24 protein-coding genes are annotated in these 25,219 nt (G+C 67.9%); 12 read left to right on the plus strand and 12 right to left on the minus strand.

The window, feature by feature from the left end; genetic code table 11:
• The first annotated feature begins 150 nt into the window (after positions 1-150).
• Positions 151-894 (plus strand): substrate-binding periplasmic protein, encoded by a 744-nt coding sequence (locus OOB33_RS07590; RefSeq protein WP_165794585.1) that lies wholly within the window; start codon positions 151-153, stop codon positions 892-894.
• 38 nt (positions 895-932) lie between these two features.
• On the opposite strand, the gene OOB33_RS07595 is transcribed toward OOB33_RS07590, so the two are convergent.
• A complete protein-coding gene (locus OOB33_RS07595) occupies positions 933-2,102 on the minus strand; it encodes a rhodanese-like domain-containing protein (protein WP_271008236.1) in 1,170 nt (389 codons plus the stop codon).
• A 332-nt stretch (positions 2,103-2,434) separates the two neighbouring features.
• Here OOB33_RS07595 and sorT point away from each other — a divergent pair, with 332 nt between their 5' ends.
• The 3 genes from sorT to OOB33_RS07610 are packed head-to-tail and all read left to right on the plus strand — an operon-like array spanning position 2,435 to position 4,603.
• Complete coding sequence (gene sorT / locus OOB33_RS07600; protein ID WP_271008237.1) at positions 2,435-3,679, plus strand: SorT family sulfite dehydrogenase catalytic subunit; 1,245 nt, start codon at positions 2,435-2,437, stop codon at positions 3,677-3,679.
• A gap of 40 nt (positions 3,680-3,719) precedes the next feature.
• Positions 3,720-4,025, plus strand: coding sequence for a SorU family sulfite dehydrogenase c-type cytochrome subunit (gene sorU / locus OOB33_RS07605; RefSeq protein WP_223696735.1), 306 nt, complete (start codon positions 3,720-3,722; stop codon positions 4,023-4,025).
• Positions 4,022-4,603, plus strand: a complete 582-nt coding sequence (locus OOB33_RS07610; protein ID WP_271008238.1) for a SixA phosphatase family protein — start codon at positions 4,022-4,024, stop codon at positions 4,601-4,603. Before sorU ends, OOB33_RS07610 begins: the two co-directional genes overlap by 4 nt.
• A gap of 15 nt (positions 4,604-4,618) precedes the next feature.
• On the opposite strand, the gene OOB33_RS07615 is transcribed toward OOB33_RS07610, so the two are convergent.
• Positions 4,619-4,987: a hypothetical protein gene (locus tag OOB33_RS07615; protein ID WP_102768154.1), complete on the minus strand. Its 369-nt coding sequence runs from the start codon at positions 4,985-4,987 to the stop codon at positions 4,619-4,621.
• A gap of 332 nt (positions 4,988-5,319) precedes the next feature.
• On the opposite strand from OOB33_RS07615, the gene OOB33_RS07620 reads away from it, so the two are divergent.
• Positions 5,320-6,885, plus strand: coding sequence for a hypothetical protein (locus OOB33_RS07620; protein ID WP_271008239.1), 1,566 nt, complete (start codon positions 5,320-5,322; stop codon positions 6,883-6,885).
• A gap of 47 nt (positions 6,886-6,932) precedes the next feature.
• Here OOB33_RS07620 and OOB33_RS07625 read toward each other — a convergent pair whose 3' ends face one another.
• The 4 genes from OOB33_RS07625 to OOB33_RS07640 all read right to left on the minus strand — a co-directional run bounded on the left by OOB33_RS07625 (position 6,933) and on the right by OOB33_RS07640 (position 13,956).
• Positions 6,933-7,316, minus strand: coding sequence for a response regulator transcription factor (locus tag OOB33_RS07625; RefSeq protein ID WP_102768152.1), 384 nt, complete (start codon positions 7,314-7,316; stop codon positions 6,933-6,935).
• Positions 7,317-7,421: 105 nt separating this feature from the next.
• Positions 7,422-8,990: a cryptochrome/photolyase family protein gene (locus tag OOB33_RS07630; protein WP_271008240.1), complete on the minus strand. Its 1,569-nt coding sequence runs from the start codon at positions 8,988-8,990 to the stop codon at positions 7,422-7,424.
• A gap of 138 nt (positions 8,991-9,128) precedes the next feature.
• A complete protein-coding gene (cphA, locus tag OOB33_RS07635; protein ID WP_271008241.1) occupies positions 9,129-11,708 on the minus strand; it encodes a cyanophycin synthetase in 2,580 nt (859 codons plus the stop codon).
• A gap of 52 nt (positions 11,709-11,760) precedes the next feature.
• Positions 11,761-13,956, minus strand: a complete 2,196-nt coding sequence (locus OOB33_RS07640; RefSeq protein ID WP_271008242.1) for a cyanophycin synthetase — start codon at positions 13,954-13,956, stop codon at positions 11,761-11,763.
• A gap of 238 nt (positions 13,957-14,194) precedes the next feature.
• Here OOB33_RS07640 and OOB33_RS07645 point away from each other — a divergent pair, with 238 nt between their 5' ends.
• Both OOB33_RS07645 and OOB33_RS07650 read left to right on the plus strand, forming a co-directional pair.
• Complete coding sequence (locus tag OOB33_RS07645; protein WP_165794584.1) at positions 14,195-16,483, plus strand: cyanophycin metabolism-associated ABC transporter; 2,289 nt, start codon at positions 14,195-14,197, stop codon at positions 16,481-16,483.
• A gap of 3 nt (positions 16,484-16,486) precedes the next feature.
• Positions 16,487-16,969, plus strand: coding sequence for a cyanophycin metabolism-associated DUF1854 family protein (locus tag OOB33_RS07650; RefSeq protein WP_102768148.1), 483 nt, complete (start codon positions 16,487-16,489; stop codon positions 16,967-16,969).
• A 6-nt stretch (positions 16,970-16,975) separates the two neighbouring features.
• On the opposite strand, the gene OOB33_RS07655 is transcribed toward OOB33_RS07650, so the two are convergent.
• From OOB33_RS07655 to OOB33_RS07680, 6 genes are all read right to left on the minus strand, one after another.
• Entirely contained in the window at positions 16,976-17,938 is a 963-nt protein-coding gene (locus tag OOB33_RS07655; protein ID WP_271008243.1) for a sodium-dependent bicarbonate transport family permease, read from the minus strand.
• 54 nt (positions 17,939-17,992) lie between these two features.
• Positions 17,993-18,643 (minus strand): exopolysaccharide biosynthesis protein, encoded by a 651-nt coding sequence (locus tag OOB33_RS07660; protein WP_271008244.1) that lies wholly within the window; start codon positions 18,641-18,643, stop codon positions 17,993-17,995.
• The gene (locus OOB33_RS07665; RefSeq protein WP_171827411.1) at positions 18,640-18,795 is read right to left on the minus strand and encodes a hypothetical protein; all 156 of its coding nucleotides are present in this window, start codon (positions 18,793-18,795) and stop codon (positions 18,640-18,642) included. Before OOB33_RS07665 ends, OOB33_RS07660 begins: the two co-directional genes overlap by 4 nt.
• 72 nt (positions 18,796-18,867) lie before the next feature.
• Entirely contained in the window at positions 18,868-19,584 is a 717-nt protein-coding gene (locus OOB33_RS07670; RefSeq protein ID WP_271008245.1) for a Bax inhibitor-1/YccA family protein, read from the minus strand.
• A 156-nt stretch (positions 19,585-19,740) separates the two neighbouring features.
• Positions 19,741-20,163 (minus strand): TerB family tellurite resistance protein, encoded by a 423-nt coding sequence (locus tag OOB33_RS07675; RefSeq protein WP_271008246.1) that lies wholly within the window; start codon positions 20,161-20,163, stop codon positions 19,741-19,743.
• Positions 20,164-20,249: 86 nt separating this feature from the next.
• The gene (locus OOB33_RS07680; RefSeq protein WP_271008247.1) at positions 20,250-20,600 is read right to left on the minus strand and encodes an HPF/RaiA family ribosome-associated protein; all 351 of its coding nucleotides are present in this window, start codon (positions 20,598-20,600) and stop codon (positions 20,250-20,252) included.
• 127 nt (positions 20,601-20,727) lie between these two features.
• Between OOB33_RS07680 and OOB33_RS07685 the strand changes: the two genes are divergently transcribed.
• From OOB33_RS07685 to can, 5 genes are all read left to right on the plus strand, one after another.
• The gene (locus tag OOB33_RS07685; protein WP_171827414.1) at positions 20,728-21,633 is read left to right on the plus strand and encodes a LysR family transcriptional regulator; all 906 of its coding nucleotides are present in this window, start codon (positions 20,728-20,730) and stop codon (positions 21,631-21,633) included.
• A 177-nt stretch (positions 21,634-21,810) separates the two neighbouring features.
• Complete coding sequence (locus OOB33_RS07690) at positions 21,811-22,989, plus strand: isovaleryl-CoA dehydrogenase (protein ID WP_102768141.1); 1,179 nt, start codon at positions 21,811-21,813, stop codon at positions 22,987-22,989.
• Positions 22,989-23,915, plus strand: coding sequence for a pyridoxal-phosphate dependent enzyme (locus OOB33_RS07695; RefSeq protein ID WP_271008248.1), 927 nt, complete (start codon positions 22,989-22,991; stop codon positions 23,913-23,915). Before OOB33_RS07690 ends, OOB33_RS07695 begins: the two co-directional genes overlap by 1 nt.
• Entirely contained in the window at positions 23,912-24,505 is a 594-nt protein-coding gene (locus OOB33_RS07700; protein WP_271008249.1) for a GNAT family N-acetyltransferase, read from the plus strand. Before OOB33_RS07695 ends, OOB33_RS07700 begins: the two co-directional genes overlap by 4 nt.
• Entirely contained in the window at positions 24,502-25,182 is a 681-nt protein-coding gene (gene can, locus OOB33_RS07705) for a carbonate dehydratase (RefSeq protein ID WP_102768138.1), read from the plus strand. The genes OOB33_RS07700 and can overlap by 4 nt, the downstream gene beginning before the upstream one ends.
• Positions 25,183-25,219: the final 37 nt, after the last annotated feature.

The following is a 25,219-nucleotide window of genomic DNA, read 5'->3' on the forward strand; positions in this document are numbered from 1 at the left end:
GCCCCGTTCGGGCGGCTTTGCGTTATGGTCCGGGAATCGCTGGCCGCAGGCGCAGCGTTTTTGACGCCGGTCGCTCCGCTCGTGAACTGTCTCGCTTCATCCCGCTTTCATCGCCGTTCGGCGGCGCTGAGTCTGCTGCTTTTGCTGGCCATGAGTTCAGCCTGGAGCGCGGGCTGCCGCCATGCTCTGCGCGTCACCCGTGCGAGTTGGCCGCCTTACCTGGTCAACCATGAGGACGGTCAGCACAGCGGCATGGATTTCGAAATCCTGCAGGCTTTGATGAACGAAAGCGGTTGTCGTCTTCAGTGGGTGGATCCGCTGCCGCGGCGGCGGCGCATCCTGCAGCTGCAAGAGGGCGAGATCGACCTGATCCTGGCCGCCACGCCCAAGAATCCGCCCGCCGCCGGCGTGCGATACACCCGCGTCTACCGCGAGGAAGTGCTGGGTGTGCTGGCCTTGCGCAGCCTGCAGGGGCGCGAATTGCCCGCGCCTGCCGCCCGCCTGAGCAGCTTCGAGGATGTGCTGCGCACGCGCACGCCGTTGCTGGTGCTCAACGCCGGGCGCCTGGGGCCGGACTTCGAGCCCTGGCGCGCACCGCTGCGCGAGGCCGGCCTGTTGGAGCTGTTCGAGACCCATGGCAAGGGCGTGGCCATGCTGCAGCGCCAGCGCGCACCCCTGATCCTGGGCGATGTGGCGTCCTTGCTGGATCTGGCCCGCAAGCAAAACATGGTGCTGCAGCTCATGCCCTTTGGCACGGTGCGCGGGCCGGTGGCCTTCATGCTGAGCGAGAAAAGCGTCAGCGAGGCCGATGCGCAACTGCTGGATCAGGCGCTGGGCCGGCTGGAGGCGCGTGGTGTGCTGCGCGAGATCCGGCGCCGCTACGGCCTGGATTGAGCGGAAGGCTCGCCAGGCCGCGCGCTGAGCGGCCGGGTTCAGGGCGCAGCGTTCTGCACCGGCAGGCCTTCGGCCTCCCATTCGGGCAGGCCGCCGCGCAACCAGTGCACCTTCTTGAAGCCTTTTTGCTGGGCCACGCGCGCGGCCTTGTAAGACTTCCAGCATTCCGCGCCGTTGCAGGCAAAGATCACAGCGCGGTTGACGTCGAGCTTGTCCACCTTGGCCAGCGCGCTGAAGTCGTCCTGGGCCGCATTGAAGGCGATGTCTTTCAGGCTCTTCTCGACATAGGGCACCCAGATGGCGCCGGGGATGCGGCGGGCCTGGAATTCTTTCTCGGTGCGGGTGTCGATCAGCAAGGCCCCCTGGCCTTGCAGCTTCTGCGCTTCGCGCGCGCTGACACGGGTCACGCCAGGCAGGCTGGTGGGCGTGAACAGGCCCAGCTCGGAGACGCGCTTGTACTCGCCGCTGTCGGGTTTGAACTTGGTGGGCGGCAGGCCCACAGCCGCAGGCGGCGCATTGAAGAAGCTGCTCAGACGGCCGCGCACGTCTGCCGGCAGGTCTTTTTTGATCACCACGCTCAGGCCGGCCGGGACGCCCTCGGTCTTGGCCAGCACGCGGCCGATTTGCGGGTTCTGCGCCGACCATTCATTCCAGTCGCTGGCCGTCACCACGGTGGCATCGGCCGCGCCCAGCATCAGGGCGGTCAGGCCGGCTTGCGGAAAGCGCTCATGGGCCACCTTCATGTCCTGCATGGACAGGCCGCCCTGGTTGAGCAGGCCGCGCGCCATATAGGTGTAGATCGAATCCTGCTGCGGCAGATAGATGCGGCGGGTCTTGAGCCCCGGGATGTCGGGCACTTCCTTGCGCACCACCAGCAAGAAAGGCTCGGATGCCTGGGTGGCACCCACCAGCTCGTAGCCGCGGTGCAGGGCCGAGGCGGCCACCTGAGCCGGGCCGATGAAGATGTCGAAGCCCGCGCTGCGGGTGGCGCGCATGACATCGGCCATGTCTTCGCTGGCGGTGGTGGCCACCGCTTGAGAGGCCGCTCGGCTGAGGGCGGCGTCGAGGGCGCTGTAGTGGATGCTGTAGCTGGCTTTCTTGGCGGTGGGTTCAACCGCGACCACGGCGCTCAAGCCGGCCTGGGCCGAGCCGCAGGCCCAGAGGCCCATCACCATGGCGGCGCGCCACATATTTGCAAGTGGTTTCATCGTCAACATCGGGCGGTTTTCTTGATAACAGGCTGGTCCGGCGTCTCAGTCCGGTTGCAGCCGCCAGAAGTCGTCGCCCCTCCCGATGGCGATGACTGGGACTCGGGCATCTTGCCCAAAGCCTGAAGTGTGCCCGTATTTCATGTCGTCACAGAGTCGAATGCAGAATGGGCGCGCGTCGCCCTCTAGGGCTATATCCTGAGCGGCGGCATGGCCGCCAGCCCCCAGAATGGCGCGCTTGCAAGAAAGATGCACCGGTTTCGAGCTTGCATTTCAGAGTCTGTTCTTTAGCCCAAACTTCCCTTCAAACACGCACCCCGGGAGACGATTGCATGAGCACGAAGAAGAACCCCTCCGCCCCCCTCCATGCCCGCCGCCAATGGCTGACTGGCACGGCTTCGGCCCTTGGCGCCGTCGGCCTGGGCAGTTGGATGGGCCCGGCCGCGGCCCAGACTGCTGCGGCTGCACCCGCCGCAGCGGCCGCCGCCAAACCGCTGCCGGCCTACGCCGCCTGGAAGAACGCCGCCCAGCTGATCCAGCACAGCAGCAGCACCCTGGAGACCCGCCGTTCGGCCTTCGGCACCAGTGTGATCACCCCGGCCTCGCAGCTTTACGTTCGCAACAACCTGCCCGCGCCCGACGCCGCCATCCTGGACGACCGCGATGCCTGGACCCTGTCGGTCGAGGGCGTCAAGAATCCGCGCAGCCTGCGTCTGGCCGAGCTCAAGACCCTGGGCCTGGAAACCGTGGCCACCGTCATCCAATGCTCGGGCAATGGCCGCGGCTTCTTCCCCAGCAAGCCCAGCGGCACGCCTTGGACCGTGGGCGCGGCCGGCTGCGTGCTGTGGAGCGGCGTGCCGCTGCGCAATGTGGTGACGGCGCTCGGCGGCGTGGCCGACGGCATGCTCTACATCACCGGCACCGGCGGTGAAAAGTTGCCCGAGGGCGTGGACCCGGCTTCGGTCATTGTCGAGCGCTCGGTGCCGATCAAGGCCTTGGAAGACGCGTTGCTGGCCTGGGAGATGAACGGCGAACCGCTGAGCCTGGCTCACGGCGGCCCGCTGCGCCTGATCGTGCCGGGCTACCAAGGCGTGAACAACATCAAGTACGTCAAGAGCCTGGCCTTCACCGCTCAGGAGTCCAAGGCTCGCATCATGTCGCACGGCTACCGCATGACGCCCGCCGGCGCCAAGGCCGCGCCGGACCAGCCCTCGGTGCTGGAGATGGGCGTCAAGTCCTGGATCAACGGCCCGCTGCCCGAGACCGGCCCGGTCAAGGAAGGCCTGGTGCAGATCCACGGCGTGGCCTTTGGCGGCACGCAGGCGATCAAGGGCGTCGAGGTCTCGGTGGACGGCGGCAAGAACTGGTACCCCGCCCGCCTGGTCGGCCCCGATCTGGGCCGCTTTGCCTGGCGCCAGTTCGTGCTGTCGGTACGCCTGCCTGCGGGCAGCTACACCCTGGCCAGCCGCGCCACCGACGCCCAGGGCCAGGTGCAGGCCGAGCTGCGCGAGGAGAACCTCAGCGGCTACAACAACAACAGCTGGCGCGACCATGCCGTCGCCATCACGGTGGTTTGAGTTGCGCGTCTGGCTTGGCTTGATCGGCGGCCTGGCCGCCATGCCGCTCGCGCTGGCGGCTGACGAGCCGCAGCAGCTGGCGCGAGGCAAGGCCTTGTTCACCCAGACCCAGCCGGCCTGTGCCGTCTGCCACACGCTGGCGGCGGCCGGCTCGGAAGGTCAGGTCGGGCCGGTGCTGGACGAGCTCAAGCCAGACGCCGAGCGGGTGCGCAAGGTCTTGCGCGCGGGCCTGGGCGCCATGCCCAGCTTTGCAGACAAGCTCAGCGCGGCCGACATCGAGGCTTTGGCGGTGTTCGTGGCCCGCTCGACCGGCGGCGCTGTGCAACCACCCAAAGCTGCCCCATGAAGCGCAGGGCCGCCGCCGCGATGCGGCAGAGCCTGATTCGCAGCTTGTGGGCGGTCGGCGGCCTGCTGCTGGCGGCTTCCGCTTCGGCCTGGCCGGACCAGATCTTTCTGGTGCGACATGCCGAGCGGGCGGGCGAGCCTGCGGCCGACCCGGGCTTGAGCGCCGCCGGCCAGGTGCGTGCCCAGTCCTTGGTTGAGGCGCTGGTCGCCGCTGGGGTGCGGGAGATCATCACCAGCCAGTTCCGTCGCACCCGTGAGACGGCGGCGCCGCTGGCGCAGCGGCTGCAGATCGAAGCCCGACCGGTGCCTGCCCGGCGCGGGGAAGGCGCCGCACATATCCAGGAGATCGTGGCGCTGGCCCGTGCTCAGTCCGGCGGGGCGCTCTTGATCGTCGGTCACAGCAACACGGTGCCGGCCTTGATCGCGGCCCTGGGAGGGCCGCAGGTGGCAGAGCTGTGTGAAAGCAGCTATCAGCACCTCTTCGTCTTGCGGCCGGCTGTTGCCGCAGGCGTTCAGGCTTCACTGGCGCAGCTGCGCTACGGCGAGCCGAGCCCGGCCGCGCAAGCGGGCTGTCTTTGAGCGCGGGTCAGGCGCTCACTTGCCGACCGAGGGCGTGCGCGGCAGACGCGGCGCCTTGATGCTGGGGCGGCCAGCGGCAGTCGGATAGGCGGCCATCACGCGGGTCGGATCCACGGTGTTCAGATAGGCGGCGTACTGGCGTTCGGTGCAGTCCAGGGTCTGGCCGGCGACATGCTCACCCTTGTATTGCCCCTTGTGATAGACAAACACGTACTCGTCGGTGTCCGACTTGGCGGCGGCGTCACGGGCCGCGTAGCCCGCGCTGTACTTCTGCGCGCATTCGCTGCGCAGTGCCAGGCCTTCGGGGCTGTCTTGCGGCGCGGCGGCGGCGTGCGAGAGGGCGCTGAGGCTGATCAGGCTGAGGGCGAGCAGGGTGGTTTTCATGGCGATTCCTTGCAATGGGCGGGTGCAAAACTGGTGCCGCTGCAATGCACAGCGAGAGTCCAGGCGATGCACGCAGCTTAGTCCTCGCCCGCCCGGCGCGCCAGCCCATGTCTGCGGGCCAGGTTTTCCCGATTTCGTGACATCGCTCACGAAGTGCGGCTGCCGCGCACTGCGGGCAGGCCCCAGGTGGCGCCCGGGCGCGCCGCGCTACATTTCAGCCTGCCCCGCCGAGCCTTGCCGGGCGCGAACGTCTGCCCGCCCCGCTTTCAATGCTCCGATTTCCCGCCTTAGCCACCGTGAATGCCCCGGCCCGAAGCGCTGGTGTTTCGGCCATGGCTGCGTGGCTTCAGCAGCCGCGTCAGCCGCCCACACGCATGCAGCAATGCCTGACCCTGGCCCTGCTGCTGCACGTGTTGCTGTTGCTGGTCTTCGGCAACACCCAAGGTGGCACGGCGCCGGCGGGTGAGGGCGTCTGGGGGCGCATCAATGTGACCTTGCGTGGCCCCCGCCTGGAAGCGGGTTCGGGCGAGGTCGGCGCCGGGGTGCCGCAGCAGACGGGTCCGGTGGGTCAGGCGCGACAGACTCGACACGGGGGCAGCGTGCGGCCCGAAGCGCCACGCGAGACGGGGCCGGGGGCGGCGCGACTGGGCGATTGGAACCCCACGCCGGCCGCGCAGGAGATGGAGCAAACCGGGCAGGACCAGGCTCGGCCGGTGGAGGGCCCCAAGCCTGCTCCCGAGCTCACGCCGGCCACCGCTCCCATGCCAAAGTCCGCACCCGCACCCGCACCCGCACCTGCGCCCGCGCCCGCGCCCGATCCAGCCCCGGCGCTGGAGCGCCTGCCCGAGCCGATGGCCTTGCCTTCACCGGACCCCACACCGCTGCCCGAGCCCTTGGCGGCGCGGGCGCTGAATCGATTGCGGGAAGCAGCGCCGCCCGTGAACCGGGCACGCGCCGAGCTCATTCCCTTGCAGTCCAGTGCCGAAGCCGCCCCCCTCGCGAGCTTGCCGGCCCAGGCGCCCGTGGCCTTCGTCCCGCCGGTGCAAACGCGCAGCCTGCCGGCGGCCAGCAGCCGCCTGAGTCGAGCCTCGGCGCAAGATCTGAGCCCCACCCAACCCCTGCCTGCCCCGGCACAAACGGTGCAGCCCTTGCCGGCCTTCGAACCGGTGACGGCGCCGGTTCGCACGCGCCAACTGCCCCAGCCGAACCCGGCTGCGTTGACAGCTCCCACCCGATCCGAGGCCCTGCCTTTGCCGCCGCAGCGGGCGCCGGTGGAAGCGGCCGCAGCGCTGCCTCAGCTGCCAGCGCTGCCTGTTAACAACCCTCAGATAGGCGGTGTGCCCAACACGGCGATCAGTGACGCCAAGGCCGAGCCCGCGGCCGCCCAGGTGCAGAGCAGCCCCAGCCCCAGCGCTCAGGCTGCCGACAGCAGCGCGGCCCGCAGCCCGGAGGCCGGTGCGCAGACTCAAGCCAAGCCCAGTGCCAGCCCGAACAACCCGGTCCACGCGCCCCCGGCGTCATCGAATGGCAGCAATGCCCAGCCTGGCAGTCCCGTCACGGCCACGCCCGCGTCATCGAGTCGCCCCGGTCAAGGCGCACCCGATGCCGGCGCGCAACTGGGGCACGATGTGGCGACGCCGGCCTCCACACCGCCCGATGCACCGCGCCTCAATCTCAATCTGCCGCGCGATATGCGCGGCGGCGCACTGCCCTCGCGCAGCAGCTCGGGCTTGCTGAACATGGTGCCGCCGCCGCCCGAGCGCAAATCCAAGCTGGAAGAAAGCATGGAGGCCGCCGGCAAGAAGGATTGCCGCAAGGCCTATGGCGAGCAGATGGGGCTGCTGGCCGTGATCCCGCTGGCCGCCGACGCGGTGCGCAAGAACGGCTGCAAGTGGTGAGCGGGGGCTGGATGCGCGCAGGCGGGCCCGCGGCCTGCTGCGGGCTTTCAGTCCTTGGGTTGGAACAAGGCCATGATGCAGGCCACCAACTGGGCCGGCCCGAAGGGCTTGGCCATGAATTCATCGGCCCCGACCTCATCCAGCTGCTGCCGCACCTGATCGCGCGGCTTGGCGCTGACCAGCAGCACCTTGGGCGGCAGGCCGTGGTCCAGGGTCAGCTGTTTGATACGGCGGCAGGCCTCCAGCCCGTCGAACTCGCCCGGCATCATGATGTCCATCAGCACCAGATCGGGTTTGATGATGGCCGCCTGTTCGACCGCGGTGACGCCATTGGTGGCCTCGTGGATCTCGAAGCTCTGGGCCAGGTCCAGGGTGGCGTGCAGCAGGGCCCGGATGTCGGGGTTGTCGTCAACGATCAGGATCTTTTTCATTGAGAGCAGTCCGGTGGGGCCGGAAGCGGCGGCGCCAAGCGCATGGCTGGACGGTAACTCAAGTGCGTGCGCCTCGGCAATGCAGATCTATCGGCCTGTGGCATATCAGGGAGTGCCGGCCCGTGCTTTGGGCTGGCGCAGGGCGGCCGCTTGCTGCTGGATGGCTGCGCGTTCCTCTGCGCTCAACCGCGTTGCATTGCGCACCTGCATGACCATGCGCGGGTTGGCGGCCAGCAGGGCTTCGTGGCGGATCAGAAAATCCCAGTACAAGGTGGTGAAGGGGCAGGCGCGCTCGCCGAGGCGCTCGGCCGGGTCATACGGGCAGCGCCGGCAGTAGCTGCCACTGCTCATGCGCTGGATGTATTTGCCGCTGGCGATATAGGGCTTGCTGGCCAGCAGGCCGCCGTCGATGAACTGGCTCATGCCCAGGGTGTTGGGCAGTTCCACCCACTCCACGGCGTCGACATAAACGGCCAGATACCAGGCATGGATCTGCGCAGGCGCCACGCCGTAGAGCAGGGAGAACAGCCCCGTCACCATCAGGCGCTGGATGTGGTGGGCGTAGCCATGGTCCAGGGTCTGGCGCAAGGCGGCGCTGACGCAGACCATCTCGGTCTCGCCGGTCCAGTACCAGGCGGGCAGGTCCTGCTTGGCCTGCAGGCTGTTGTGCTCCAGATAGCCCGGCATCTGCGTCCAGTAGACGCCGCGCACATACTCGCGCCAGCCCAGGATCTGGCGGATGAAACCCTCCACGCAGGCCAGCGGCGCGCGCCCGGCGCGGTACTCGGCCTCGGCCGCAGCCACCACCTCGCGCGGGTTCAGCAGCTTGAGGTTGAGCGCAGCGGCCAGATGGGAGTGGTAGAGCCAGGGCTCCTCGGGCCACATGGCGTCCTGGTAGTGGCCGAACAAGGGCAGGCGCTCGCTGAGGAACTCGCCCAGCGCCTGCAAGGCCTGTTCGCGCGTGACCGGCCATGCAAAGCTGTCCAGCCGGCCCGGGTGATCGGGCAGTTGGCGCTGGACCAGGGCGATCACCTCGCGGGTCAGTGCATCGGGGGGGAACTGGCTGCGGGCCGGCAGAAAGCCGGGGCCGGCGGCACCGAAGGCCTCACGGTTCTCGGCATCGAAGTTCCACTGCCCGCCCAGCGGGCGGCGGCCATCGGGCTCCATCAGCACACCGTGCTTCTGGCGCAGCTCGCGGTAGAAATACTCCAGGCGCAAGCTGCCGCGGCTTTGCGCGTGGGCGGCGAACTCACGCACGGTGCTGAAGAAATGCCGATCGTCGCGCAGCTCCAGCGGCAGGTCGGCCTCGGCGGCCACGGCGCGCAGGGCCTGCAGCACGCGCCAGTCGCCCGGCGCCGTCATGATCAGGCGCTGCGGCTGCAGCCGGGCGATGGCGGCGCGCAGTTCGCCGGCCAGGCTGCCCTGGTTGTCGGGGTCGTCGAGCCAGCGGTAGTGCAAGGGGCGGCCCAGGCGGCGCAGGGCCAGGGCGAAATGGCGCATGGCCGCCAGAAACATCACCGTGCGCGGCTTGGAGGACCAGACATGGGTCGACTCCTCGCGCACCTCGGCCATCCAGACGGCGTCTTGTGCCGGGTCGAAGTCGTCGAAGGCGGAGGCGTCGCTGTTGAGCTGATCCCCCAACACCAGAACCAGATGGCGCAGAGTTGCAGTCATGAGAGTCCGCCGGAATAAACCGTCATGTGCAGGGTGTCCAAGAGGTGCATGCGCGCAGCATACGCGCGGAAGATGTGCGCCGGGCAGAAAAAAGCCGGCGCTTGGGGCGCCGGCTTCTGCTTCGGGACGAAACGCCGATCAGCCAGCCTGGATGCGCTGCGCCAGATGGGCCAGGGCTTCTTCCACCTGGTCCACCAGCACCAGGCAGAGTTCGCCCGGCTGCAGGCGCGCCAGGGCGGCGTCGATGGCGATGAACTCGCCGCGGATCTCCTCGATGTAGCGGGTGCGGCTAGCGCCCTCCAGACCCTGGCGCAGCAAGGCCAGCACCTCGCCGTCCTCGCGGCCGCGCTGACAGGCGTCCTGGAACAGGATCACCTCGTCAAAGGCGGCGCCCAGGATGACGGTCTGCTCGCGGATGTCTTCGTCGCGCCGGTCACCGGCACCGCTGATCACGACCGAGCGCTTGCTGGCCGGCAGGGCTTCGACCGCAGCCACCAGGGCGCGCATGGCGTCGGCGTTGTGGCCGTAATCGGCAATCACGGTGGCGCCGCGGTAGTCCATCACATTGAAGCGGCCGGGCGCGTTGTCGGCGTCATTGGCGAAGCTGGCCACGCCGCGGCGGATGGTGTCCCAGTCCAGGCCCACGCCCCAGGCGGCGGCCACCGAGGCCATGGCGTTCTCGACCTGGAAGCCGATCGCGCCACCGCGGGTGATGGGAATGTCACGCAACGGGATGGTCTCGCGCCAGCTGCCCTGGGCGGCCACCAGCTGGTCGCCGTCCACATAGACGCAGCGCTTGCCTTGCGCGCGGTGGGTGGCCATCAGCGGATGGTGGCGGTCGGCGGCGAAGAAGATGATCTGGCCCGGGCAGGTGCCGGCCATGTTCGCAACGATCGGGTCGGCCGCGTTCAGCACGGCATAACCGCTCGGCGCCACGTTCTGCACGATCACGCGTTTGACCAGGGCCAGCTCTTCCACGGTGTTGAGGAAGTTCATGCCCAAGTGGTCGCCAGCGCCGAGGTTGGTGACGACGGCCACCTGGCAGCGGTCAAAGCCCAGGCCCTCGCGCAGCACACCGCCACGCGCGGTTTCGAACACGGCCGCTTCCACATCGGGATGCATCAGCACATTGCGGGCGCTCTTGGGGCCAGAGCAATCGCCGCTGTCGATCTGGCGGCCATCGACGTAGACGCCGTCGGTGTTGGTCATACCGACCTTGAGACCGCAGGTGGCGAACAGATGGGCGATCAGGCGCGAGGTGGTGGTCTTGCCATTGGTGCCGGTGACGGCGACCACGGGGATGCGGCCGTCCTCGCTCTTGTGGCCGTGGCCGTAGAGGTGGGCAATGATGGCCTCGCCGACATTGCGGCCCTTGCCGTAGGAGGGCGAGAGGTGCATGCGCAGGCCCGGCGCGGCGTTCACTTCGACGATGCCGCCGTTGATCTCTTCCAGTGGGCGCAGCACGCTCTCGGCCACCACGTCGACGCCGCAGACATGCAGGCCCACGACCTGCGCCGCGGCGATGGCGCGCGCCGCCACGTCCGGGTGCACGTCATCGGTCACATCGGTGGCGGTGCCGCCGGTGGACAGATTGGCGTTGTTGCGCAGGATGACGCGCTGGCCTTTTTCCGGCACCGAGTCGGGGGTCAGGTTTTGCTGGGTCAGGCGCGCCACGGCGATGTCGTCGAAGCGGATCTTGGTCAGCGAGGTGGCGTGGCCGTCGCCGCGCTTGGGGTCGGCATTGACCTTGTCGACCAGCTGCTTGACGGTCAGCACACCATCACCGATGACATGCGGCGGGTCGCGGCGGGCGGCGGCGACCAGCTTGTCGCCCACCACCAGCAGGCGGTAATCGCTGCCGGGCAGGAACTTCTCGACCATGACCTGGCCGATTTCATCGGCGGCCTTGTAGGCAATCTCCATGTGCTCGCGGGTGACCACATTGACGGTCACGCCCTTGCCCTGGTTGCCGTCCTGCGGCTTGACGACCACGGGCAGGCCGATCTCCAGCGCGGCCTCCCAGGCGTCGTCGATGGAGCTGACCGGGCGGCCGGTGGGCACCGGCACGCCGGCCGATTGCAGCAGGCGCTTGCAGAGGTCTTTGTCCTGGGCGATCGATTCGCTCACTGCGCTGGTCGCGTCCACTTCGGCGGCCCAGATGCGGCGCTGCTTGGCGCCCCAGCCGAACTGCACCAGGCTGCCCTGGGTCAGGCGGCGGTAGGGCACACCGCGGGCCACGGCGGCGTTGACGATGGAGCCGGTCGAGGGGCCGAGGCGCACGTCCTCGTCCAGGTCGCGCAGGGCTTTGAGGGTGGCGTCGGCATCGAAGCTGCCGCCATCACGTGCGGCTTCCACCAGCTTGCAGGCGGCTTCGAAGGCCATGCGGCCGACGTCTTCCTCGCTGTACTCCACCACCACCTGGTAGCTGCCGGGCTCGGAGGTGATGTGGGTGTGGCTGAAGGTCACCGGGCAGCCGGCCTGGGCTTGCAGGGCCAGTGTGGCTTGCTCCAGCACATGGGCCAGGGTGATGGGCGTGCGCTGGGCGCTGGCGGGGCGCAGGGCACCGATGCTGGGGAAGAGGGCGCGCAGCCGGGCTTCAAATTCGGGCATGTCGGCGATCGACTGCTCGGCCGGCGTGCAGTGCACGACCGCTTCGATGGCCGTGTGGCGGCTCCACATATTGGGGCCGCGCAGCGCGCGTGTGCGGGAAACTTCCATGGTGCGTGTTCCAGAGCTTGGAAAGGTATGGGGAGCGTCGCGCAGGCCGAGGTCAGGCCTGCAGTTCGAGAACAAAGGTGTCGAGGCCGGCCGAGATCAGCTCGGGCGGGATGCCCAGCGCCCAGGCCGTGGCCACGGCGGCCAGCACGGTGGCGGCATCGACCTCGGCGCCGGCGCCGGCCGGGCTGGCGGCAAAGCGGCGCAGCAGGGCGTCGACATTGGCGCCCACGGTTTCCGAGTGGCCTTGGGCCAGCACCGCGGCACCACCTTGCAGGAAGACGGCACGGCCGCCTTGCTCGCGGTGGGCCTTCAGGCTGTCGGCCGCGCCGTCCAGGGCGTAGAGCACGACCTCGCCGTCGCTGAGCTCGGCCATGTCCAGCAGGCGGGCGACATCGGCATTGAGCACCGCGGCGCCTTCCGACAGCACCACGTCCACCTGGGTGCGCAGCACCTTGTAGAGCTGGTCTTCGCTGTGCACATCGAATTCGGCCAGGCCTTCGATGCCGCCCATATCGGTGACCACGCCGACCTGGCAGCGGTCGTAGGCCAGGCCGTCGCGCAGCACATTGGCGGCGCTGTTCTCGATCACCACGGCGTCAACGCCGCGGTTCATCAGCAGGCGGTGGGCCGCGTCCCAGCGGTTGGAGGGGCGGCGCTCGACCCGGCGCGTGCCCAGGAACAGGCCGTCGCGGCAGGCCAGGCCGACATGGCGGCCGTTCAGGTGCAGCAGCCAGGCGACCAGGCGGCTGATGGTGTGGGTGCCGCGCGAGCCGGCCACGCCGACCACCGGGATGCGGCCGGTTTCGTCCTCGGCGAACAGGTGGTCGATGATGGCCTGGCCGACCGGCTGCGGGCTGCCCGCAGCCGGCTTCAGGTGCATCAGCAAGCCCGGGCCGGCATTGACCTCGACGATGGCGCCGCCGGTCTCGGCCATGGGCTTGGAGATGTCTTCGCTGACCAGGTCGACGCCGGCGATGTCCAGGCCGACCACGCGGGCGGCCAGGGCCACGGCATGGGCCACATCGGGGTGGACCTCGGCCGTGCAGTCGATGGCGACATTGCCGTTGCGCTGGATCAGCACCTGGCGGCCGGCGGCCGGCACCGACTCGGGGGTCAGACCTTGCCTTTGCAGATCGAGAATTACCACCGGGTCTTCGCCCAGGGTGATGCGGTTGAGCGGGAAGTCTTCGGTCAGGCCGCGGCGCGGGTCGGTGTTGATCTGGCTGTCGACCAGCTGGCGCACGGTCTGCTGACCGTCGCCGGTGATCCAGGCGGCCTCGCCGCGCGCGGCGGCCACCACCCGGCCGCCGACGACCAGGATGCGGTGCTCGTTGCCGCGGATGTAGCGCTCGACCAGCACCTCGGAGCCTTCTTCGTCGGCCACCTTGAAGGCGGCTTCGACATCGGCCTGGGTCTGCAGATCCAGGGTCACGCCGCGGCCATGGTTGCCGTCGCTGGGCTTGACGACCACGGGCAGGCCCAGGTCCTGGGCCACTTCCCAGGCCTCGGCCGGGGTCTTGACCGCCTGGCCCTCGGGCACGGGCACGCCCACGGCCTTGAGCAGGTTCTTGGTCAGGTCCTTGTCGCTGGCGATGCCCTCGGCGATCGCGCTGGTCATGTCGGTCTCGGCCGTCCAGATGCGGCGCTGACGGGCGCCATGGCCCAGCTGCACCAGATTGCCTTCGTTCAGGCGGATGTGCGGGATGCGGCGGTCGGTGGCGGCGGCGACGATGGCGGCCGTCGAGGGGCCGAGGTAGGAGTCATCCAGCTCGTCACGGATGCGCGCGACGGCGGCGTTGACGTCGAAGGGCTCGTCGTTGATGGTGGCCATCAGCAGGGCATGGCCTTCGGCCAGGGCGCTGCGGGCGACTTTCTCGTCCCGGGCGCGGAACACCATGCGGTAGACGCCGCGCTGGCTGGTCGAACGGGTCTGGCCGAAACCGGTGGGCATGCCGGCCAGATTGAGCAGCTCGATGACGATGTGCTCCAGGATGTGGCCGCACCAGGTGCCTTCTTCCAGGCGTTGCAAGAAGCCGCCGCGCTCGCCCACGCCGCAGTGGTGCTCGACCAGGGCCGGCAGGGCGGCGGTCAGGCGCGGGGTGAAGCCCTCCAGCAGATTGCTGGGGAACTCCTCCAGCTCACCCAGATCGAGCCAGACTTCCAGCACCGGGCGGTAGGTCCACATATTCGGGCCACGCAGGTAGTTGATGCGCAGCAGCTGGATGTCGTCTTTGCGGGTCTTGCTCATGGATGGCGGGCCGGGTCAGGGCCGAATGCTTTTGTCGGGGCAGATATGCAGCAGTGTGCGGCAGGCCGCAATTGTGCGCTCAGCGGGCGGCGGTCAGCCGGAAGCGGGGCTGGCGCGTTTCCTCGGGGCAACGCCCGGGTGCGGCCTCGGTCTGGCTGCTTGAGTGAGAGAGAATCCAGCTTTGGCCCGGGGCTTCTTCCGCATTTTTCCCCGGGCACAGCCCCGGGCTCCAACAACAATGCACGATCACGCTCACCCCGATTCCTCTTCTCAGCCCGCGCTGCAGCACCCGGAGTGGGCCGCCATGCTCGCGCGACTGCGTCCCGGAGAGAACGTCAAAGCCCAGCTGGAGGTTGACCTGGACGCCCGCATGCACTTTGCGCGCGGCCTGCTGGTCCTGACTTCCGAGCGGCTGCTGGCTTACGACCCGGCGCAGCGGAGCTGGGCGGAGTGGGCGCTGCGCCCCGATCTGGCCATGCGCATCCACGACCATGCTGGTGTTGGCAGCCTGGATCTGGTGGACGCCAGCGGCCGGCTGGCCCAGTGGCGCTTCACCCTGCAGATCAATCTGCAGGCACAGCGCTGGCAGGAGGCGTTTGAGAAGCGCGACGAGCCGCCCAAGACCGAGGTCGAGGAGCTGGAGTTCTGCCCCAGCTGCCAGGCGCCGCTGCCGCCCGAGAGCGAAGAATGCCCCACCTGCGCCCGCGAGCTGCACACGCCGCCCAGCACCTGGGTGCTCTTGCGCCTGAGCCGCTTCGCCAAGCCCTACCAAGGCCAGCTGCTGGCGGGTTTCCTGCTGATGCTGGGCTCCACGGCCGCCACCCTGGTCGGGCCGTATCTGTACCAGCCGCTGATGGACGAGGTGCTGATCCCCTTCCAGCAAGGCCACAAGATCGACCCCTGGCTGGTGGCTTTCTACCTGAGCGGCCTGTTCGGCGCCGGCCTGGTGTCCTGGCTGCTGGGCTGGGCCAAGACCTACATCCTGGCCCTGGTCTCCGAGCGCATCGCTGCCGATCTGCGCACCGCCACGTTTGAGCATCTGCTGAGCCTGTCGCTCGAGTACTTCGGCAACAAGCGCACCGGCGACCTGATGAGCCGCATCGGCTCTGAAACCGACCGCATCAGCGTCTTCCTGTCCCTGCACGCGCTGGACTTCATCACCGACGTGCTGATGCTGGTGATGATCACGGTGATGATGGTGTCCATCAGCCCGGCGCTGGCGGTGGCGACCTTGCTGCCCTTGCCCTTCATCGCCTGGATGATCCACCTGGTGCGCGACCGCCTGCGCACGGGCTTCGAGAAGATCGACCGGGTCTGGGGCGAGGTCACCAGCGTGCTGGCCGACACCATCCCTGGCATCCGCGTCGTCAAGGCCTTTGCCCAGGAAAAGCGCGAGGCCGCCCGCTTCAAGGAGGCCAACCAGAACAACCTCAAGGTCAATGACCGGCTCAACAAGACCTGGAGCCTGTTCGGCCCCACGGTGTCCCTGCTGACCGAAATGGGCTTGCTGGTGGTCTGGGCCTTCGGCATTTACCTGGTGGCCGGAGGCAGCATCACCGTTGGTGTGCTGACCTCCTTCCTGGCCTATATCGGCCGCTTCTACGGCCGCATGGATTCCATGAGCCGCATCGTCTCGGTGACACAGAAAGCGGCGGCCGGCGCCAAGCGCATCTTTGACATCCTGGACCACCAGTCGAATGTGCCGGACCCGGCCAACCCGGTGCCGCTGCAGCGGGTGACGGGCGCGATCCAGATCCAGGACATCGGCTTCCGCTACGGCAACCGCGCCGTCATCCGAGGCCTGAGCCTGGAGATCAAGCCGGGCGAGATGATCGGCCTGGTCGGCCACTCGGGCTCGGGCAAGAGCACCCTGGTCAACCTGATCTGCCGCTTCTACGACGTGACCGAAGGCGGCATCCGTGTCGATGGCGTCGACCTGCGCCGCATCGCCGTGGCCGATTTCCGCCGCCACATCGGCCTGGTGCTGCAGGAGCCCTTCCTGTTCTTCGGCACCATTGCCGAGAACATCGCCTACGGCAAGCCCGACGCGACGCGTGAAGAGATCGTCGCCGCCGCCCGCGCCGCCCATGCGCATGAATTCATCCTGCGCCTGCCCCAGGGCTACGACTCCCTGGTTGGCGAGCGGGGTCAGGGCTTGAGTGGCGGCGAACGTCAGCGCATCTCGATCGCCCGCGCCCTGCTGATCGACCCGCGCATCCTGATCCTGGACGAAGCCACCTCCTCGGTGGACACCGAGACCGAGAAGGAAATCCAGAAGGCCCTGGACAACCTGGTGCAAGGCCGCACCACGATTGCCATCGCTCACCGCCTGTCCACCCTGCGCAAGGCCGACCGCCTGGTGGTGATGGACCGCGGCCAGGTGGTGGAGGTCGGCCCGCACGACGAGCTGATGGAGAAGAAGGGTGCCTACTGGCGGCTGTACGAGGCGCAGGCGCGCCGTGTGGATGGGGCCGACGAGATGTCGGTGATCCCGCCCAATCTGTCCGCCCACACTGCAGGAGCCTGAGCCATGAGCAGCAGCCTCGACAAGACTTTTCAGAAACTCGAACGCGACAGTTTCGGCCGCCTGATCCTGACCGATGCCGCAGGCACGGTGCACGAGGGCGTGGTGCCGGTGCGTGCGCACCCGATCTCGGCGCCCGACGAGGGCCTGTCCCTGGTGGGCGGGGATGGCCACGAGCTCGCCTGGATCGCCCGACTTTCGGCCTTGCCGCCCGCCGAGCGCGAGTTGCTCGAAGCCGAGCTGACCAGCCGCGACTTCATGCCGCGTGTGCTCCGTTTGAAGAGCGTATCCACCTTCTCCACGCCCAGCCAGTGGACGGTAGAAACCGACCGCGGCGAGGCCAGCTTCATCCTGCGCACCGAAGAGGAAATCCGCCGTCTCGGCGAAGGTCGCCTGCTGATCGCCAGCAGTCACGGCCTGCAGTTCCTGGTCCAGGACCGTTTCGCCCTGGACCGTCACTCGCGCAAGCTGCTCGAGCGATTCCTGTGATCTCCTTCAACCCAGCAGATATTGGGCCAGGCCTGTGTAGAGCGGAATGCCGAACAGGATGTTGAAGGGAAACGTCAGCCCCAGCGACATGCCGAAGTAGAGGCCCGGGTTGGCCTCGGGGATGGCATGGCGCAGCACCGCCGGGACGGCGATGTAGGACGCGCTGGCTGCCAGCACCATCAGCAGGCCGGCGTTGCCGGCGCTGAGGCCGCACAGAGCGCTCAGGCCCAGGGCGATGCCGGCATGCCCCAGCGGCGCACCGAGAGCGTAGACGATCAGCAGCGGCGGCTGCTGGCGCAGGCCGCCCATATGGCGAGCGGCCAGCAAGCCCATGTCCAGCAAGAAGAAGGACAGCATGCCCTTGAACAGGTCACCGGCAAAGGGCTTCATGGCTGCCTCGCCGGCCGCACCGGTCATCAGGCCCACCAGCATGGCACCGATCAGCAGCAGCTGGGCACCGTCGGTCAGGGCCTCGTGCAGCACCTTGGACAGCGGCCCGGGCGAGCTCGCGCCGGCCCCCTGTTTGCGCCTGACCAGATTGGCCAGCAGCACGGCCATGATGATGGCGGGCGACTCCATCAGCGCCATGGCCGCGGCCATATGCCCGCCAAAGGCGATGCCCTGGCTGTCCAGGTGCTGGACGGCAGTGATGAAGGTGACCGCGCTGACCGAGCCGTAGGTCGCCGCAATCGCCGCAGCATCAAAACCCGAAAGCCAGCGGCGCAGCAGCAGATAGCCCATGGCCGGCACCAGCACCGCCAGCAGCAGGGCCAGGCCCAGGCTGATGCTGACCTCTGGCGTCAGGCCCGATTTGGCCAGTGCAAAACCTCCTTTGAGCCCCAGGGCCATGAGCAGATAGAGCGACAGAAAACGCGAGATCTGCGGCGGGATTTCGAGATTGGACTTGATCGCACCGGCGAACAGCCCGAAGACGAAAAACAGGATGGCGGGGTCGAGGAAGCTCTGCATGCGTGGGGGCTACTCTTTGCTGTTGTTGCTTTGAAAAATAGGGGTGAGCTCGGATCACCCGCCGGACCAGGGTCCCGGCAGGTATTGCCAGACCCAGCCCAAGGCCTGGCTGCCCCAGATCCACCCCATCACTGTCACAGCCAGGCCGAAGGCGGTGGCCAGCCCGGCCATCAACATCGCGAGCAACAGCACCAGACCGTCGCGTGCGGCCAGGGCCAGGCCCGCCAGCATCAAGGCCAGGGCCGGCAGCACATTGCCGAAAGGAATGGGCAAAACGATCAGCAGCGCCATCAGGCCGACCTTGGCAGCCAGCCATCGGGGCGCCGGCTCATGGCAGGCGGGGGTGAGCCGAGACAGGCGTTCGCGCAGCAAGCCTTGGGCGGCGCCATGGCAGCGCGACAGCAGTTGCAGCACGCGGGCGGCCCAGCGCTGCGGCAAATTGAGAGCAGCCACGCGTGCCGGCAGGGTCAGCGAGGCCGACTCGCCGCGCCATAGCAGGGTGGCCAGGGTCAGCAAGCCCAGGCCCAGCACCGTGCCCACGCCGGGTACGGGCAGCAGGCAGGGCGCGGCCAGCAGCAAGAGCAGGGAGCCTTGAGCGGCAGAACCCTGCAGGGCAGCCAACTCCTGCAGGGACAAGCCCTCGCTGGGCACCCGGGCTGCGGCCCGCCTCAGGCGCATCGCCGTGCGCCAGGGCGGTGCGCTCACAGCAAGGCCAGACTCAGGCCGGCCAGCGCGCCGCCGCCACCCAAGCCGGCCAGCAGCTTGGCATCTCGCCTGTTGTCCGCGAAGTACTCGTGGGCGGCGGCGTAGAGCACGGCGCTGGCCAGCAGGGCGATGCCGATGGCGATCTCAGTCATGTCTTGGGTCTTTCGTTGCGAATCAAGGTCATGGGGCAGTGCGGCTGCGCTCGGCTGCTGGCGCGCTAGGCCTCACTCTTGCGAGCTGCCGAATCCGAAAAGGCTCAGCAGCGCGCTGAAAAGGTTGAACAGCGAGACGAAAAGGCTGACCGTGGCCAGCACGTAGTTGGTCTCGCCGCCATTGACGATGCGGCTGGTCTCGAACATCAGCAGGCCGATGGACAGCAGGGCCACCATGCCCGACACGGCCAGGCTCAGCGCCGGCAGCTCGAAGAACACGGCCGCCAGGCCGGCCAGCAAGGCCACGACCATGCCGGCCATCAAAAAGCCGCCCATGAAGGACAGGTCGCGCTTGCTGCCCAGCACCCAGGCCGACACGGCCAGGAAGCTGGCGCCGGTGCTGGCCAGTGCCAGGGCGACGATCTGCCCGCCGCCCTCCAGCGCCAGGGTTCGGTTCAGCACCGGGCCGAGCGAGTAGCCGAGGAAGCCGGTCAAGGCGAACACCGCCAGCAGCGCCCAGGCGCTGTTCTGCAGCTTGTGCACCGCAAACAGCAGGCCGAAGCTCAGGCCCAGGCTGAGCAGCAGGCCCGGTCCGGGCAGCTGCAGGCTGGCGCTGGTGGCCGCCACGCCGGCGCTGAACAGCAGCGTCATCGCCAGCAAAGCGTAGGTGTTGCGCAGCACCTTGGTGCGCGCGGCCTCCAGACCGCGCGCGTCGGCGGCGCCGACGCCCTGCGCCACGAGGGGCAGCTCGCGCGGGGCGGTGGACGAGGGGGTGTGGGTGGTTTCCATGGCGTACCTCCTGAAGACAGGCTGTGGTGTAGGAGCACTGAGCTTAGGCAAAGAATCCATCTTTAAAAAGAAGAGGATTCAATAGGATTGCTCAGAAAAAAACGAAGTAACAGGGTGTCGTGATCGGGCCTCGGATCTGTCGCCTCCGTGCGCAGGTCAGTGCGCGGCCTCGCGTTCGAGCGGCACTGGGAGTTCATGCAGGCCCCAGTGTTCTGCCGCGGCCAGCAGCACCAGGGCCTCTCCGTCGGCGATCAGCTGATCGGCCTCGACCACGGCCACGCACAGGCTGAGCAGCTTGCGGCGCAGCGCGGGGTCGTCGACCTCTGCCATCAATTGCCCGAGGGTCTTGGCATCGAGCCGGCAGACCTCGGCCCAGCTCATGCGTTCCGCCTCCAGCAGGTCCTCGCAGAAGCCGTGCAGCACCTCTTCCATGCGCTCCCGGCTCAGCCCGAGTTGCTCGCAGGCGCCGATGCCGGCGATGGTGTCAATCTCGACGCGCGAGAGGTGGCCGTCTGACAAGGCCGCCAGCGACAGGATGCGGGCGGCTGCTTCGGGGCTGTTGCGGGGGTAGCTGCGCATGGTGAGGGCTCCTTGAGAGGGTTGCGTGTGAAGGGCTGGGAGAGCTTGAGGTTTCGACGGGTGGCAGGCCGTGGCTCGGGGCGCGTTCAATCCGCCGACGGTGCGGGCAAGTGGCGCTTGCCGTTGCTGCGCGGGTGGCTGCGCTGGCGCTGCCAGGCACGCACCAGGTTGCGGGCCAGCCGGGCCAGGGCCAGCTCGAAGCTGGCGCGCCAGGAGCTCGCGCTGGCGTGGATCACCAGATGCCCGGCGCCCTGCGTGTTCAAGGACAGGGTGCAGCGCTTGTCAATGCCGCCGCGCGGGCCGTTGGTGTCGCTCAGGCTGATGTGCGCGCTGGCCGGGCGCAGATCCACCCGGCGCAAGGCGAAACGCAGGCGCTCGATGACCAGTTCGCGCAGTTGCGCGCCCTCGGGATCTCGGGATTCAAAGTGCACTTGCATGGCAGACCTCCGGTTTGGGGACAAGGAGCTCGCAGACTAGGGCTCGCGTGTTTTCTTAAAAAGCAGACAATGCGGCAGAGTTGTTCACAGAAAACAGAAGTGATCGCATGCCTGACGGAGCGCGCCCATGAGTCTTGGTTTCAGCTACAAGCATCTGTACTACTTCTGGGTGGTGGCCAAGGAGGGCGGCATGTCGCGCGGCGCCGAGCGCCTGGGCATGGCCGTGCAAACGGTCAGCAGCCAGGTGCGCGAGTTGGAGCGCAGCCTCGGCCACGCCTTGCTTAAGCCGGCCGGCCGGGGCGTGGCGCTGACCGAAGCCGGTCAGGCGGCACTGCGCCAGGCCGATGCCATCTTTCAGCTCGGTGAGCAGTTGGAAGACGTGGTGCGCGATGCCGCCAGTGCGCCGGTGCTTCGGCTGGCGGTGGGCATTTCGGACGGTTTGCCCAAGCTGGCCGTGCGCCGGCTCTTGATGCCGGTGACCAGCGCGCCCAATCTGCGCCTCTATTGCCACGAGGATCAGTTCGAAGGCCTGCTCAGCGATCTGGCGCTGCACCGCCTTGATGTGGTGCTGGCCGACCGGCCGGCTCCGCCCAATCCCAGCCTCAAGGTCTACAGCCATTCGCTCGGCGCCTCGCCCCTAGCCTGGTATGCGCCCGAGGTCTGGTTCGAGCAGGCCTCGGCCAACTTTCCGGCCTCGCTGTCGCAGGTGCCGGTGCTGCTGCCGATTCACCATGCGGCGGTGCGGCCGCGCATCGACCAATGGTTTGAACGTCACGGCCTGCGCCCGCGCATCGCTGGGGAGTTTGAAGACAGCGCCTTGCTGGCCACCTTTGGCGCCGGTGGCCTGGGCGTGTTCCCGGCCGCCGAGCTGATGCATGAGAAGCTGACCGCCCGCTATGAGCTGCGTAGGGTCGGCCCTTGCGAGGGGGTGGAGGAGCAGTTCTTCGCCATCGCCGCCGACAAAAAGGTCAGTCACCCCCTGGTGCAAAAACTGCTGCCCAGCCGCGCACCGGCCAAGCCTTCCGGCGACTAGAATCTGCGTGCGGTTAACGTTTACGTAAACGTCAATCAAGCGATGTCCGAGCTGGCGCTGGTGCCGGTTCGGGGCCCGGCTTACCATGGCCGGCTGCCGCCCGGTCAGGCGCTCTCAAGTGCCGGCTGGGCCAAGCAAAAATGACTCTGACCCCATCGAGAGATCCTGGAGACACCCATGAATTTGCCCGGCCTGAATTTCCAACTTGGTGAAGACATCGACGCGCTGCGTGACGCCGTGCGTGACTTTGCGCAGGCCGAGATCGCGCCGCGTGCCGCCGAGATCGATCACAGCGACCAGTTCCCCATGGACTTGTGGCGCAAGATGGGTGATCTGGGCGTGCTGGGCATCACCGTCGGCGAGGAGTACGGCGGCGCGAACATGGGCTACCTGGCCCACATGATCGCCATGGAAGAAATCAGCCGCGCCAGCGCCTCGGTGGGCCTCTCCTACGGCGCGCACAGCAATCTGTGCGTGAACCAGATCAAGCGCAACGGCAACGAAGCCCAAAAAGCCAAGTACCTGCCCAAGCTGATCACGGGTGAGCATGTGGGGGCACTAGCCATGAGCGAGCCCGGTGCCGGCTCTGACGTGCTGAGCATGAAGTTAAAAGCTGAAGACAAGGGCGGCTACTACCTGCTCAACGGCAGCAAGATGTGGATCACCAACGGCCCCGATGCCGACACCCTTGTCGTCTACGCCAAGAGCGAGCCCGAGCTGGGCGCGCGCGGCGTCACCGCCTTCCTGATCGAGAAGGGCATGCCCGGTTTCAGCATCGCGCAAAAACTCGACAAGCTGGGCATGCGCGGCAGCCACACCGGCGAGCTGGTGTTCCAGAACGTGGAAGTGCCGGCCGAGAACGTGCTGGGCGCCGTCAACGGTGGCGCCAAGGTGCTGATGTCGGGCCTGGACTACGAGCGCGCCGTGCTGACCGGCGGCCCGCTGGGCATCATGCAAAGCGTGATGGACAACGTGATCCCCTACATCCACGACCGCAAGCAGTTCGGCCAAAGCATTGGCGAATTCCAGCTGATCCAGGGCAAGGTCGCGGACATGTACACCGTGCTGCAAGCCGGTCGCTCCTTCGCCTACACCGTGGCCAAGAACCTCGACCTGCTGGGCGCTGAGCATGTGCGCCAGGTCCGCAAGGACTGCGCATCGGTGATTCTGTGGACCGCCGAAAAAGCCACCTGGATGGCCGGTGAAGGCGTGCAGATCTTCGGCGGCAACGGCTACATCAACGAGTACCCGCTGGGTCGCCTCTGGCGCGATGCCAAGCTGTACGAGATTGGCGCCGGCACCTCGGAAATCCGCCGCATGCTGATCGGTCGTGAACTCTTCGCAGAGACCATGTGATGCGTCTGGACGCGCTGCACCTGAACACCCCGCTGCTGCGGGCGGCGCCGGGCTTGTTCCCTCAGGCCGAGGTCTGGCTCAAGATGGATGCGCTGCAGCCCAGCGGCAGCTTCAAGCTGCGCGGCGTGGGGCGGCTGGTGCAGCAGGCGGCGCAGAACGGCGCGCGTGAGATCGTCTGCGCCTCGGGCGGCAACGCGGGTTTGGCGGCGGTCTACGCGGCGCGAGCGCTGGGCCTGCCCGTCACCATCGTGCTGCCGGAAACCAGCAGCGCCGCCGTGGCCGAGATGATCGCCGCACGCGGTGCCCAGGTGCTGCGCCACGGCGCCGCCTGGGACGAGGCGCATCGCTTTGCCTCCGCCCTGGCCGAGGAACGCGCCGCCGCCTACGTCCATCCCTTCGACCACCCCCTGCTGTTCGAGGGTCACGCCAGCCTCATCGACGAGGTGCGGGATCAAGGCCTGGACTTCGACGCCGTGGTCACCGCCGTCGGTGGTGGTGGTTTGTACAGCGGCATCGTCCAAGGCTTGCAGCGCCACGGCCTGCACCAGGTGCCGGTGATTGCGGTGGAGACGGTCGGTGCCGACAGCTTCAGCCAAAGCCTGCAGGCCGGCCAGGCCGTCACCCTGCCGGCCATCACATCCATCGCCACCTCGCTGGGTGCGCGCCGTGTGGCCGATGAGGCCTTGCGCCTGGCCCAGGTTCACCCAACGATCAGCCTGACCGTCAGCGACGCCCAGGCCACTGCCGCCTGCGCCCGTTTTGCCGATGCCATGCGTGTGATGGTCGAGCCCGCTTGCGGTGCCGCCCTGGCCGCGCTGTGCGCCCATCCCGAGGTGTTTGCTCGCTTCCAGCGGCCGCTGGTGGAGGTTTGTGGCGGTGTTGCGGTTTCGGTTGCGCAGCTGACGGCCTGGGGTGCTTTCGCATGAGTCTTGAGCAAGGTCTCGAAACGCTGCCCATCCCCTGCTTGCAAGGGACTCGCGTGCGCCTGCGCGAGCTGCGGCCCGACGATGCACCGGACTTGCGCGAGCAGGCCGACAACCTGGCCGTCTGGCGCAATCTGCTGGAAGGCTTCCCTCATCCCTACACCCTGGCCGACGCCGAGGCCTGGTGCTCCGGTGCTTGGCGCCAGGGCGGCTGGGTCTGGGGCATTGAACATGAAGGCGCCATCATCGGCTGCATCGGTTTGCGGCCCGAGAGCGGTTGGCTGCGCTGCAATGCCGAAGTCGGTTACTGGATCGGCCAGCCTTTTTGGCGGCGCGGCATCACGACCGAGGCCTTGCGCCTGGTCACCGCCTGGGCCTGGGCCGAGCGCACTGAGCTGAGCCGGATCTACGCCCCCATCTTTGCCTGGAACGAGGGTTCGCAGGCGGTGGCTCGCAGCGCCGGCTACGCACTCGAGGCCCGCTGGCCGCAGAGCGCCTTCAAAGCGGGGCAGTTGATCGACCGTGTGGTCTGGGCGAGCTATCGCTCGCCTGCGAGCCCGACGTCATTCGATCCCCTGACAATCACGCCATGAGCACTGAACTTCAAGAACTGCTAGACAGCAACAAGCAATGGGCGGCTGACACGGAAACCCGTGAGCCGGGATTCTTCTCGCGCCTGCTCAAGCAGCAAACACCGCAATACCTGTGGATCGGCTGTGCTGACAGCCGGGTCCCGGCCAATGAGCTGGTCAATCTGCTGCCGGGCGAGTTGTTCGTGCACCGCAATGTCGCCAACGTCGTCGTGCACTCGGACCTGAACTGCCTCTCGGTCATGCAGTTCGCGGTGGATGCCCTCAAGGTCAAGCACATCATCGTGGTTGGCCATTCCAACTGCGGCGGCGTGAAGGCGGCGCTGCTGGATGCGCGCACCGGCCTGGTCGACAACTGGCTGCGCCATGTGCAGGATGTGCGCAATCACCACAGCGAGTGGCTGGAGAGCATTGCCGTCGAGCAGCGCGTCAACGCCCTGTGCGAGCTCAATGTGCTGGAGCAGGCCCGCAATGCTTGCCAGACCACGGTGGTGCAAGACGCCTGGGCGCGCGGCCAGGAGATCGTCGTGCATGGCTGGGTCTACGGCCTGCACAACGGCTTGCTGGAGGATCTGCGCATCACGGCCGCCTCGGCCGATCAGGTGGCGCCCGCCTTTCAGCGCGCGCTGGCGGCCGTCAAGCAACGCTACGAGGCCGCGCGCCTCCAGCCGGCGGCCTGAGTCGCCGCGGCGGCTTGCTGCACAGCCTCGGTCTTTT

Source organism: Paucibacter sp. B51, assembly GCF_027863535.1.
In the GTDB taxonomy this organism is placed as follows: Bacteria; Pseudomonadota; Gammaproteobacteria; order Burkholderiales; family Burkholderiaceae_C; genus Paucibacter_A; species Paucibacter_A aquatilis.

Coding starts and splice junctions, on each gene's coding strand:
- OOB33_RS07590 (WP_165794585.1), top strand. CDS start 151: ATGAGTTCAGCCTGGAGCGCGGGCTGCCGCCATGCTCTGCGCGTCACC.
- OOB33_RS07595 (WP_271008236.1), bottom strand. CDS start 2,102: ATGAAACCACTTGCAAATATGTGGCGCGCCGCCATGGTGATGGGCCTC.
- sorT (WP_271008237.1), top strand. CDS start 2,435: ATGAGCACGAAGAAGAACCCCTCCGCCCCCCTCCATGCCCGCCGCCAA.
- sorU (WP_223696735.1), top strand. CDS start 3,720: ATGCCGCTCGCGCTGGCGGCTGACGAGCCGCAGCAGCTGGCGCGAGGC.
- OOB33_RS07610 (WP_271008238.1), top strand. CDS start 4,022: ATGAAGCGCAGGGCCGCCGCCGCGATGCGGCAGAGCCTGATTCGCAGC.
- OOB33_RS07615 (WP_102768154.1), bottom strand. CDS start 4,987: ATGAAAACCACCCTGCTCGCCCTCAGCCTGATCAGCCTCAGCGCCCTC.
- OOB33_RS07620 (WP_271008239.1), top strand. CDS start 5,320: ATGGCTGCGTGGCTTCAGCAGCCGCGTCAGCCGCCCACACGCATGCAG.
- OOB33_RS07625 (WP_102768152.1), bottom strand. CDS start 7,316: ATGAAAAAGATCCTGATCGTTGACGACAACCCCGACATCCGGGCCCTG.
- OOB33_RS07630 (WP_271008240.1), bottom strand. CDS start 8,990: ATGACTGCAACTCTGCGCCATCTGGTTCTGGTGTTGGGGGATCAGCTC.
- cphA (WP_271008241.1), bottom strand. CDS start 11,708: ATGGAAGTTTCCCGCACACGCGCGCTGCGCGGCCCCAATATGTGGAGC.
- OOB33_RS07640 (WP_271008242.1), bottom strand. CDS start 13,956: ATGAGCAAGACCCGCAAAGACGACATCCAGCTGCTGCGCATCAACTAC.
- OOB33_RS07645 (WP_165794584.1), top strand. CDS start 14,195: ATGCACGATCACGCTCACCCCGATTCCTCTTCTCAGCCCGCGCTGCAG.
- OOB33_RS07650 (WP_102768148.1), top strand. CDS start 16,487: ATGAGCAGCAGCCTCGACAAGACTTTTCAGAAACTCGAACGCGACAGT.
- OOB33_RS07655 (WP_271008243.1), bottom strand. CDS start 17,938: ATGCAGAGCTTCCTCGACCCCGCCATCCTGTTTTTCGTCTTCGGGCTG.
- OOB33_RS07665 (WP_171827411.1), bottom strand. CDS start 18,795: ATGACTGAGATCGCCATCGGCATCGCCCTGCTGGCCAGCGCCGTGCTC.
- OOB33_RS07670 (WP_271008245.1), bottom strand. CDS start 19,584: ATGGAAACCACCCACACCCCCTCGTCCACCGCCCCGCGCGAGCTGCCC.
- OOB33_RS07675 (WP_271008246.1), bottom strand. CDS start 20,163: ATGCGCAGCTACCCCCGCAACAGCCCCGAAGCAGCCGCCCGCATCCTG.
- OOB33_RS07680 (WP_271008247.1), bottom strand. CDS start 20,600: ATGCAAGTGCACTTTGAATCCCGAGATCCCGAGGGCGCGCAACTGCGC.
- OOB33_RS07685 (WP_171827414.1), top strand. CDS start 20,728: ATGAGTCTTGGTTTCAGCTACAAGCATCTGTACTACTTCTGGGTGGTG.
- OOB33_RS07690 (WP_102768141.1), top strand. CDS start 21,811: ATGAATTTGCCCGGCCTGAATTTCCAACTTGGTGAAGACATCGACGCG.
- OOB33_RS07695 (WP_271008248.1), top strand. CDS start 22,989: ATGCGTCTGGACGCGCTGCACCTGAACACCCCGCTGCTGCGGGCGGCG.
- OOB33_RS07700 (WP_271008249.1), top strand. CDS start 23,912: ATGAGTCTTGAGCAAGGTCTCGAAACGCTGCCCATCCCCTGCTTGCAA.
- can (WP_102768138.1), top strand. CDS start 24,502: ATGAGCACTGAACTTCAAGAACTGCTAGACAGCAACAAGCAATGGGCG.